Genomic DNA, 6,046 nt, shown 5'->3' with positions numbered 1-6,046 from the left:
GCCGCAGTCACCCCCGCCGCACCGTGCGGGGCGAACTCGGCGAAGTTGTCCACGCGGAAGGCTGTGATGGCGATCGCGGCGAACATCAGCAGCACCGCCACCTTGATGACGACCATGGTCGTGTTGACGACGGCGGATTCGCGCGTGCCCCGCACGAGCAGGACCGCGCACATGGCCACGAGCACGACGGCCGGCAGGTTCACGATGCCGCCCTCGAGCGGTCCCGCCATGAGCTCTGGCGGCAGGTGCCAGCCGAACACCGCGGCCAGCAGGTGGTCCAGGTACCCGCTCCAGCCCGACGACACCGCCGCGGCCGAGACGCCGTACTCGAGCATGAGGCAGGCGGCGACCCCCATCGCGACGATCTCGCCGAGGGTCACATAGGCATAGGAGTACGTCGATCCCGAGATCGGCACGGCGGAGGCCATCTCGGCGTAGCAGACGGCCGACAGGCCCGCGGCGATCGCGGCGATGACGAACGAGAGCAGCACGGCGGGACCGGCCAGCGGCACCGACTCGTGCATGACGAAGAAGACGCCCGTGCCGATCGTGGCGCCGACACCGAGCATCGCCAGCTGGAAGGTGCCCAGGCGTCGCACGAGCCCGGTGCCGGAGTCGTCGTCGTTCTGCGGGGTGATCGGCTTGCGGCGGAACAGCGCATGCATCGCGCTCTGACGGGCCGGCATCCGATCTCCTTCTGTGTGTTGGACAACCATCGATTGTAAACCGCGCCACTATGACTTCCCGCGCGAGGGCGAGGAGAGGCTGTCGGTGCCGCCTCGCGGGAATGCCGCGGGCGTCGAGGCGGTTTGACCGGCTGACCCGACCCTCACCCCGACTGCAGGAGATCCCATGAGCACGGCGACCCACGACCGGGTGCTGCACCCCGATGCGGCAATGGGCGCGGTGACCCTGCGCGTCGCCGACCTCGAGGCGATGAGCGGGTATTACACCCTTGCCTTCGCGATGTCGCCCCTCGAGGAGAAGGCGCGCGGGCGCGAGGTGCACCGGGTGCTCGGCCGCGGATCCACCCCGCTCGTGCGACTCGTCCACACACCGGATCTGCCGCAGGCAGCCCCGCGCGAGGCGGGGCTCTATCACACCGCCTTCCTCTTCGACGATGCTGAAGCGCTGGCGGCGACGGTGTACCGCGCCGCGCAGCACCCCCTCAGTCGCTTCAGCGGCTCGGCCGACCATCTGGTGAGTGAGGCGTTCTACTTCACCGACCCCGAGGGCAACGGCGTCGAGCTGTACACCGACCGAGACCGCGCCGAATGGGTGCACGTGGCCGGTCAGATCCAGATGGACGTACTCGCCCTCGATCCGAACGAGTACCTCCGCCGCCACCTCACGCAGGAGGCACTGGATGCCGGTCCCTCCCGTGCCGGCGCCGTAGGCCACGTGCACCTGCAGGTCGGGGACATCCCCACTGCCCGCGCCTTCTACGTCGACGCGCTCGGGTTCGAGGCCACCCAGAGCGCCTATCCCGGGGCGCTCTTCGCCGCCGCCGGCGGGTACCACCACCACATCGCGATGAACACGTGGAACAGCCGCGGCGCCGGTCCTCGCGCCGCGGCGCTGGGCCTGGGCGACGTCTCGGTCACCGTGCCCCGCCGCGAGGAGCTCGACGCCCTGGGTGCGCGCCTGCGCGACCACGGCATCGCCTACGACGGCGACGGCCGGTCGGTGCGCGCCGTCGATCCGTGGGGCACGCAGGTCACGGTCGCCCTCCCCGACCCCTCCCTCGACGAAGTGCTGCAGCGCTGACGGCTTTGCCCGGCCCGAGCACTGACACGGCGTGGGGCCACGGCCTAGCGTTGATCCCATGGCCCTGACCGCCGCCATCCGCGCCGATCGCCGACTCCCCCTGCTGCAGGTGGCCAAGTCGGCGCTGGCCACCGTGCTCGCGTGGGTGGTCGCCGGCGCCTTGCTCGGAGGTCCTCCTCCGGTGTTCGCGGCGATCGCGGGGCTGCTGGTGGTGCAGCCGAGCCCGAACCAGTCCGCGGCCAAGGCGATCGAGCGCACGGTCGGGGTCATCGCGGGCGTCGCGATCGGTTCGGCCCTGGGGCTGGCGTTCGGCACCCAGGCCTGGGTCGTGCCGGCGGCCGTCGTGACCTCTCTCGTGTTCGGCTGGGTGCTGCGCATGACGCCGGGGGTCAGCAACCAGACCGTCATCAGCTCGGTGCTGGTCCTCGCACTGGGGGTCTCGACGCCCGGCTACGCGGGAGCGCGGGTCGTCGAGACGATCATCGGCGCGGCTCTGGGTCTGGCGGTGAGCGTGCTGCTCGCGCCGCCGGTGCACGCCACGCAGGCGCTCGACCGCGTGGACGCCCTGGGGCTCGAGACCGCCGCGACACTGGACCGTCTCGCGGACGCTTTCACGTCACCGCGCACCACGGCCGAGCTGGAGGAGATGCTGCTGACGGCGCGGCTGCTGCGCCCCATGCGGAATGCCGCGGAGAGCGCCTTGTCCGCATCGACCGACGCGCTCGCCCTCAACCCGCGCGCGCCCCACTTCCGTCCGCAGATCGACCATCTGCGCGAGCTGCTCGAGCGCTTCTCCGGCATCGTCACGCAGGTGATCGGCATGACCCGCGCGGTGCGCGAGTACGGCGGCAGCGGGCTCGTCGACGAGCCGTCCGCGCCCGCGATCGCAGAGCAGCTGCACCGGGCCGCACACGACCTGCGGCTGCTGACGAGCACGCCGGGCGAGCTCCCCGAGAACGAGGAGCCGGCCCTCACCCGCCCCCTTCAGATCCAGACGCCGTCGGCGACGAACTGGATGCTGATCGGATCGATCCTGGTGGACCTGCGCCGCGTGCACGAAGCCATCACGGCTCCGCTGTGACCGGCGGGTCGATCACTCCGTCGAGATACCACCAGCGCCCGCTCTGCCGGACGAAGCGGCTGCGCTCGTGCAGCACCCCGCGGCTCGGGCCCTCGCTCCAGTGCGCCCGGAACTCCACGTAGCCGCGCTTCTCGCCGGTCTCCGCGGTGACGACCTCCAGGCCCCGCCAGCGCAGATCGGGGTCGAGGTCCAGGTGCTCCGGCCGGGTGCCGGGGTGCCAGGTCTGCTCGAGGTACGCGGTGTCGCCCACGACGAAGGCCGTGTACCGCGAGCGCATGAGCGCCTCGGGCGTCGGCGCCGGCACTCCGGCGAGGTGGCGTCCGCAGCACTCCCCGAAGGCGGCCTCGCTTCCGCACGGGCAGGGGTCGTGGTCACGCATGGTGCTGTCAGTCTCGCACCGCTTTGACACCGCGACGGCTGCCGCCTAGCGTTCAGGCGCACCATCGTGGCAGGCCGACGAGAGGAACACCGTGACCGCAGCGCCCCGCGCACGCACCTGGGGCACCGCACAGTTCTGGTGGCGCGTCGCGATCGTCGCGGTGTGCCTGCTGGGCCTGTCCAGCGGCAACCACCGGCTCGTCTACTTCACGATTCAGAGCAATGTGATCGTCTTCGCCTACTACGCCGGCGCGCTGTACTGGATGGTGCGCCGCGGCATCCCGGACGCTCCCGCGCCCCGGTTGCGAGGCGCCGTGACGACATGGATCCTCACGACCGCGCTCGTCTCCCACGTGCTGCTCAACGAGGGTGCGAGTCCGCTGCCCGGGCTCATGGACGCGGATCCCGCGCAGGCGCTGGCGAACCAGTCACTGTTCCTCTTGCACTACGTCGTTCCGGGCATGGTGCTGGTGGACTGGCTGCTGTTCGGGCCCCGCCGGGTCGTGCGGTGGCGCGATGGCCTGCTCTGGCTGATCTACCCCGCCGCATACGCCGTCGCCACGCTCTCCCGCGCGGTCGCCTTTCCGACGATCGCGGACCGCTTCCCCTACCCCTTCCTCAACATCGACGTGCTCGGGCTGGGCGGCGCGGTGCTCGGCATGGCCCAGGTCGTCGCAGTGATCGCGGTCATCGCGGCCGGCGTCATCGGACTGGACCGATTGTCGGCCGCGATCGGCGACGGGCTGCGCGGGGTGGTCGCGCGCGCGTGATCCGCGGCGCCTTCTCGTCGCTGTGGCGGGCGCTGTGGATAACCGGATGCCGCGTGAACGCTGCGCGGTAGCGTGTGCGCATGAAGGCACATGGCGCGATCGGGGCGGTCACCTCGGTCGTGCTCGTGCTGGTTCTGACCGGCTGCGTCCCGGAGCCCGAACCGGCTCCCACCCCCACGGCGACCGGGTTCGCCTCGGAGGCGGAGGCCTTCGCCGCGGCCGAGGAGACCTACCGCGCCTACGTCGATGCGCTGAACCAGGTGGACCTCAGCGACCCCGACACGTTCGAGGCGGTCTACGCGTGGACCACGGGGGAAGCGAATGCAAACGAGCGCGAGACGCTGTCAGAGATGCACGCAGAGGGGTGGACCAAAAGTGGCGTGAGTCAGGTCATCGCTTACCGAGGCGACTCGACGAGTCGCACTCCTCCAGCTCTTGTCGTAGGCACCGTGTGTGTGGACGTCAGCACCATCGCCGTAGTAGACGGGGCCGGCGCCTCAATGGTGTCGCCGGAGCGTCCCGACCGCTACAACCTCAGCGTAGAGATGACGGCGTCGAAATTGACCTCTACGGGTCTGCAGATTGCCGCGAGCAACGCTGTCGAGGGTGACGCATGCGCTCCGTAGCCCTGAACGTTGCACTCACGCTCGCGGTTTCTATTTCTCCCGCGGCCGTAAATGGATCACCTTCCACCTGCGACGGCGCCAACACCTGGACCGATTGTGTTTTCAACAACACCGGATCGTCGGTCGAAATCGGCGCCGACTACACGGCGGGCGGCGGCGGCGGAAGTGGTGGCGGCGGGAACCAAGGCGGTGCGGTCCGTCCCGAGGTTCCGGCGCCGGAACCCGCGCCGGTGTGCAACACGGTCGTCGGGTGCCGCGGCGGCTACCAGGTGTGGACTCCCCCGGAGGTCACGATCAGCGACCTCGCGGCGTTCACGCCGGCGCGCCCGTCGTTCACGGCGGAGCCCAACGGCGTCGCGGTGCGCGGCATGCCGGCCAACTTCGTCGCCGCGGCGACGGAGCAGCACATCGCGGGCGAGCTGTTCGACTACCCGGTGGTCGTGCGCTTCGTGCCCGCCGCGTTCGTGTTCCACTACGGCGACGGCTCCAGCCGCACCTCCACGACCGGTGGCGCCAGCTGGCCGACGCTCGGGCAGGCGCAGTTCACCCCCACCGCCACCAGTCACGCCTACGGCGAGCGGGGCAACTACGCCGCCTCGGTCACCGTGCGCTATGCGGCATCCGTGGATTTCGGCACCGGCTCGTGGCGCGAAGTGCCCGGGTTCGTCGAGGCGACGGCGGGCGGATACGCCGTGCGAGTCGTCGAGGTGCACACCGCGCTCGTGGACCGCACCTGCCTCGAGGACCCGAGAGGTCCCGGGTGCTGACGAGACGGCACTGCGCGCGACGGCGATACCGTCAGCGCGCGTCGCCGGTCGGCGGCATGAGCGATCGCCGTGAGCCGACCACGGCGCAGCTCCGAGCGAGCACGGGCCGCTGCCGCGCGGGACAACGCCCTGCTATTCCTGCGACGGCGACTCTGGTCGCAACCCCGAGGCGATCCGCGCGTATCTGACGGCAAGGAAACTGAAAACGCAGAGGGCCGCCGCACCGGTGATGATCCCGAAGCCGTCGCGACCGTTGGCCATCTGCGCGACGAGGATCATCGCCCCCGAGACGGCTGCGAGAGCGTAGAGCGCGACCATGCCGACGGCGGTCCGGAAGGTCAGGGACGACAGGAACATGGCGACAATGTACCGCGGCGTGTCACGCGCGGCGCCGTCCGACGTGGGGATCGCTCCGCTCCGCGCCATCCTGGAGACTGTCCTGGACCGTGCCGCGTCGGGCACCGCCGAAGGAGAGAACCCGGATGACTGACCGCCTCATGCTGCTCGACACCGCATCCCTGTACTTCCGCGCGTTCTACGGGGTGCCCGACAAGGTGCGCGCCCCCGACGGCACGCCCGTCAACGCCGTCCGCGGGCTGCTCGACATGATCGCGAAGCTGACGACGACCTACGAGCCGACCGACATGGTCGCCTGCT

Annotated in this window: 8 protein-coding genes and 1 pseudogene; 6 read left to right on the top strand and 3 right to left on the bottom strand. The window is 70.6% G+C overall.

Annotation, left to right across the window (positions count from 1 at the left end; genetic code table 11):
• Positions 1 to 686 (bottom strand): amino acid permease (locus NQ160_RS16755; RefSeq protein WP_257516298.1); only part of this gene is annotated, 686 nt, incomplete at its 3' end.
• A gap of 166 nt (positions 687 to 852) precedes the next feature.
• Between NQ160_RS16755 and NQ160_RS16750 the strand changes: the two genes are divergently transcribed.
• A complete protein-coding gene (locus NQ160_RS16750) occupies positions 853 to 1,767 on the top strand; it encodes a VOC family protein (protein ID WP_257516297.1) in 915 nt (304 codons plus the stop codon).
• A gap of 58 nt (positions 1,768 to 1,825) precedes the next feature.
• Entirely contained in the window at positions 1,826 to 2,848 is a 1,023-nt protein-coding gene (locus NQ160_RS16745; protein ID WP_257516296.1) for an FUSC family protein, read from the top strand.
• Here NQ160_RS16745 and NQ160_RS16740 read toward each other — a convergent pair.
• Positions 2,832 to 3,227 carry a YchJ family protein gene (locus tag NQ160_RS16740; protein WP_257516295.1) on the bottom strand — a complete coding sequence of 132 codons (396 nt, stop codon included), beginning with the start codon at positions 3,225 to 3,227 and terminating at the stop codon, positions 2,832 to 2,834. The genes NQ160_RS16745 and NQ160_RS16740 overlap by 17 nt on opposite strands.
• Positions 3,228 to 3,318: 91 nt before the next feature.
• Between NQ160_RS16740 and NQ160_RS16735 the strand changes: the two genes are divergently transcribed.
• The 3 genes from NQ160_RS16735 (at position 3,319) to NQ160_RS16725 (ending at position 5,389) form a co-directional block, all read left to right on the top strand.
• Positions 3,319 to 3,996, top strand: coding sequence for a Pr6Pr family membrane protein (locus tag NQ160_RS16735; protein WP_257516294.1), 678 nt, complete (start codon positions 3,319 to 3,321; stop codon positions 3,994 to 3,996).
• Positions 3,997 to 4,076: 80 nt separating this feature from the next.
• Positions 4,077 to 4,622, top strand: a complete 546-nt coding sequence (locus NQ160_RS16730) for a hypothetical protein (RefSeq protein WP_257516293.1) — start codon at positions 4,077 to 4,079, stop codon at positions 4,620 to 4,622.
• On the top strand, positions 4,610 to 5,389 hold the full coding sequence (locus NQ160_RS16725) for a hypothetical protein (protein ID WP_257516292.1): 780 nt from the start codon (positions 4,610 to 4,612) through the stop codon (positions 5,387 to 5,389). Before NQ160_RS16730 ends, NQ160_RS16725 begins: the two co-directional genes overlap by 13 nt.
• Before the next feature lie 132 nt (positions 5,390 to 5,521).
• Here the strand turns inward: NQ160_RS16725 and NQ160_RS16720 are convergent, their stop codons facing one another.
• On the bottom strand, positions 5,522 to 5,746 hold the full coding sequence (locus NQ160_RS16720) for a hypothetical protein (RefSeq protein WP_257516291.1): 225 nt from the start codon (positions 5,744 to 5,746) through the stop codon (positions 5,522 to 5,524).
• A 125-nt stretch (positions 5,747 to 5,871) separates the two neighbouring features.
• Between NQ160_RS16720 and NQ160_RS16715 the strand changes: the two are divergent.
• Positions 5,872 to 6,046 (top strand): annotated as a pseudogene (locus NQ160_RS16715) (flap endonuclease); the annotation flags it as partial.

It is taken from the genome of Microbacterium sp. zg.Y909 (genome assembly GCF_024626565.1).
The sequence above is the reverse complement of the archived record's forward strand: the minus strand, read 5'-3'. Positions and strand labels throughout refer to the sequence as shown.